The sequence below is a fragment of the Deltaproteobacteria bacterium PRO3 genome (genome assembly GCA_030263375.1).
Taxonomy (GTDB): Bacteria; UBA10199; UBA10199; order DSSB01; family DSSB01; genus DSSB01.
Window position 1 is genome coordinate 1 of the sequence record SZOV01000163.1, and the last position, 4,267, is coordinate 4,267.

General features: G+C 62.9%; 2 protein-coding genes. Both read right to left on the reverse strand.

The genetic code is table 11. The annotated features are described in order from the left end of the window. Nucleotides 1–555, reverse strand: a 555-nt coding sequence (locus FBR05_14890; GenBank protein MDL1873465.1) for a radical SAM protein, incomplete at its 3' end; no start/stop codon positions are given. A 249-nt stretch (nt 556–804) separates the two neighbouring features. Continuing rightward, entirely contained in the window at nt 805–1,380 is a 576-nt protein-coding gene (locus FBR05_14895; protein MDL1873466.1) for an ArsR family transcriptional regulator, read from the reverse strand. Nucleotides 1,381–4,267: the final 2,887 nt, after the last annotated feature.

Consider the following 4,267-nt stretch of genomic DNA (forward strand, 5'->3'; position numbering starts at 1 on the left):
GACTTGGTTGGCGTCCATGAAGCAAGGGTCGCACATCATGTTGCAGCGGTTGGTCAGGTCGACGGTGAGCACCGAGCCGCGGCCGTACTTGATGGTCGAGGTGCCGTGGTTGCGGACTTCGGTCTTGGGCGACTTGAAGTCGCGACCCGGGAAAAGCCGCTCGATCCGGGACAGGAACTTGCTGTCGAGGGCCATCAGGTCCTCGAAGTGCCCGTGCTTGGGACAATCCTTGACCATCCAGATCTGCCCATCGCGCTCGATGATCTGGGCCTTGATCTCGCCGGGATTGCCGTGGATCAGCTCGGTGTAATCCTTTTCGCCGCTGATGATGGCCTCGCGAACCTCCTTCACGCAGCCCGGGCAGAGCGAATCGGTGGTGCGGGGAAAGCCCAGCTTGGGGAAGGTCTTCTCGTAGCTTTTCAGCAGCGGACCGGGGGCCCACTTGGGTTGGAAGGACTTGCCGTCCTTGAACTTGCCGTTGAGGTATTGAAAAACCGGCCAGGCGATCTTCGCGGAGCGAACTACCGCGCGATCCAGAATCTTTGCTTCTCCCATGACTCTCTCCTTTACGCTTTGGATTAGATCGACATTTCAGGATTCTTAAAATTTAAAACATTCTAAATAGTTGATTATTAAGCACTTTTTCGTTTCCGGACCTTGTAAAGACTTTCCGCGTCACGGTCAAGTAAAAAGCCGGGCGGCGGAGGCGAAGCGCGGGATCTTTCAAGATTTTTCGTACAGTATTTTTTTCTTGGGTAGCGATGAGCGGATGGAACGGAGGGCGTGAAAAAAAGGATCCGGAAATTATTCCTCGAGGATGACGCGGCGGAGGAGCTCGGTGTTGATGTCGCGCCCCTGGTAGAAATCGTCGAAGAGCTGGGAAGCCGCCGTGTAGAACATCTTGAGCAGGTCGAGCTGATGCAGCATGAATTTCGCGTCCTCCATCTGCTCGCTCTTCGGCTCGATCTCTTCGAGCGCCTCGTTGAATTGTACGTGACAGCGGTTGATGATGCGGATGCTCTCGTCGACGCCTTCGCGCAGCCGGTCGAAGAAGCCCTTGAGAAATTTGCGCGGATAGTCGCGGTTGGCCTCGTAAAAGTCGCGCCGGCTGCCCTTCACCCAGATCTTCTTGACCAGCTTGAACTCTTCGAGCAGCCGAATGTTGACGCTGACGTTGCCCTTGCTGACCTGGAGGATCTCGGAGATGTCGTCGAGGGACAGCGGCTCGCGCGAGAGAAACAGCAAGGCGTAGATCTGGCCTCCGACCTTGTTGACCATCCCCAGCATATTGGCGGAGATCTTGCCGGCGCTCTCGATGAAGCGGTCCAAGGCCTTTTCGAGGCCGACGGAATATTTTTTGGAGGCGGACTCCGGAGACATTCGCGAAGCCCCTAGCAAAGGCGGGTTTCGAGTGTCAATGATAGATGCCGACGTCTCAATTCTCCTCCGGCGGCCCGAAATAGCCCCTCCCCAGGCGACGGGCCAGGTATTGGTCGAAGGTGCGCATGCTGTAAGACTGGTCCCTCAGATCGAAAATGCCGTCGTAGGACGGTGCCTCGTTCAGCAGGAAGAGCCGCCCCACGCGATAATAATCCGGCAAGGCCTCGCCGGCGACCGGTTCCCACTGATCGAGGCTCAAGCGCCGAAGCGCCGGGTCCAGGTGGGCCTGGGCCAGGTCCCGGGGCGTGCGGATGCGTTCGAGCGCGGAGAAGTCGTAATTCTCGAATTCGGGCAGCTTCAGCATATAATCAATGAGGAATATCCGAAAACGCGAGAGCACCCGGTCGCGGTCCTCGGGCCTGCGGAAGGTCGTGCCGAAGGCCGCTACCGAGTAGCGGTGGTCCCCCGAGACGTCGGGGGTGAGCAGGGTCGGAATCTCCAGCCCCCGTGCCATCCGCACCAATTCGCGGAAGAAGGTGGATCCCACGTTGCGACCGCGCAAATGCGGCGGAAGGGTGAGATGGTCGAAGTGCGCCAGCAAATTCCCGCGGCGGTCCCGGCCGAGATGAAAAGAGAAGGATCCGCTGTCGGGCTCGCCCGGCACCTCGGTGCGCCGGAGCGCCTCGGGGCCCTGCGCCTCGTAAGGGGCGAGCGCGGCGTCCGGCACGATGTCTCCCTGCAATACCAGCCCGCGGTCGTCGAAACTCCAGCGCAGGTCCCGGATCGAATGTCCCACCGAGCGCAGGTCGAAGAGACCCGGCAGTCGACCGGCGTCGAAGGGCCTTCCGAGCACCATCTCCGCCACCTGCAAAAAGGTCCTGCGACGCCAGGCCAGGTCGTAGCGCTCCGCCGGCAGGCGGCGCGCCGGCGCATCTTCGGTCAGGGCGGTGCCGCCGGCCTTCTCGATCTGCTGGAACAAGGCCGATACCGAACGCTGCACCAAAGAGCGGACTCCCGCATCGTTGGGGAAGAGGCGCGCCGTCTCGTAAAGCAATTCCCAATTTCGCTCGCGGAGCTGCGTGATCTGCACGGCCAGGTCGCGCAACCCGATATACTTCGCCAATCGGGCGGAGGCGTGCTCGACGCTGCGGAGCACCTCGGAAATGTTTACCGCGCCCGACTCGGCACCGCCCGCCTCCCCGACGATCCGCTGTTCCGCCTCCCGCGCCCGGTCGAGCGCGCCTTGCGCCTCGAGGATCCGCTCGGCGAAAAATTCCTCCCAGCGGGGGTTGGCGAGGTGATTCCTCAGCTCCGAGGCCCGCTCCTCCAAGGCCTGGCCCCACTCCTGACGCATCCGGTAAAGCTCGAGACGGCCGGCGACGTCGTTCGGATTCCTCTCCAAGTCCAGCTCCCGGTTGGTGATCAGCGCCTCGGTCGACGGCATCGCGCGGGTCACGACCTCGACCCGAAAATCGGCGGAATCGAAGGGGTCGGCCACCTCGCTGCCCCGGGCGGGAATCGCAAGCCTCACCTCGCGGATCATGGGATGGGTCTCGAGGTAGTCGCGGGCCCAGAGGGAGAGATCCCGCTTCGAGACCCCCGAGCGGATCCGGGGAATCTGCAGGTCCAGCACCAGAGGGTGATCCCCGCCCTGCCCGTTCTGGTATTTTCCGGCGTGGAGGAATTCGCGTTCGGCGCGGTCCAGCCAATTGTGCAGGTGGGCGCGGCCTTCCAGGGGATCGAGAACGGAGCTCAGGCTGATGGTGAGCTCTTCGCCACCCTTGTTTCGGGCCAGGAGCAAGGCCTGGCCCAAACCGCCGCGATTGAGCAGCTCGACGGAATAACCCTGCTCCAGGAGGCTGCGGGTGCGCTGCAGGATGGGCGCCGCCAACTGGGCGTTCTCGTCCTCCCGGCCGTATTCCAGCTTCTCGAAGACCTCGAAATAGGGGCCGCGAACCTCCCGGTTCTCGAGGTAGAAGCGCCCGGTGGCGAGGATGGCCTCGCGAAAACGGTCGTAGGATTCGATGGCCATGCGGTCGGTCAAGAGGTCTTTGGAAGGCTGGTTGCGGACCTGCAGCCGATCGCGCATCATCCCCAGCTGGTAGTTTTGGAAGGTGATGGCCAGAACCGAGAACATCCGCAAATCCCGGCGCGCCACCACTTCGTGCAGAAAACGCGAAATTTCCTGGCGATGCTCCACAGTGTGGCTGCCCTTGCAAACAAAGTCGATGAGGCCGGCCACCGCCTCCTCGCGGATCGCGTAGATCACCTGGCGATCGCCGCCGTTCGCGGCCGGGTCGAGCCAGACCAGCAGGCCGCGCACCGTCTCATGGGTCAGGTATTGCCGCTCGGCCAGGCGGATCAGTTGGGTCCGCATCTCCGGCCATTTCAAGGCGGCGCTCGCGCGCAAGACGGGGCGAAATCGCGCCAAGGACTCCGCGACCGGCGGCACGGCGGCAATGAAGCGCCCGACGAGGGCCGAAGTGTCCTCGGAGGTCTTGGCCGAGAGTATCTGTTGCAAAAGCGGGCCCGCGGTCCTGTCGGCGCTCTCTGCCAGCATGAGCTTCTCATGGGCCATCTGCCACTCGTGAAAGGGATCCGCGCCGAGGAGGTTCCTCACCTCTTCCACGGCCTCCAGGTATTCCCCGAGGGCACGCCAGCCCCGGCGGCTGCGGCGGCTGCTCCCGCCCGCGTTCAGGTCGCGCAGCCAGAGCCCCACGGAGAAACCGTCGTATTGCCCCAGGAGGAGATCGCCCTCTCCCATCGCCTTACGGAAGAGATCCTGCCGCTCGGCGCTGAGCGGCGAGCGCCGCAGCTCGGCCTCGAGGGCCTCGGGCTCGGCCTTCGGGGACGCGCCTCGGCTTGGGTAAAAAATTACGGCGGCTCG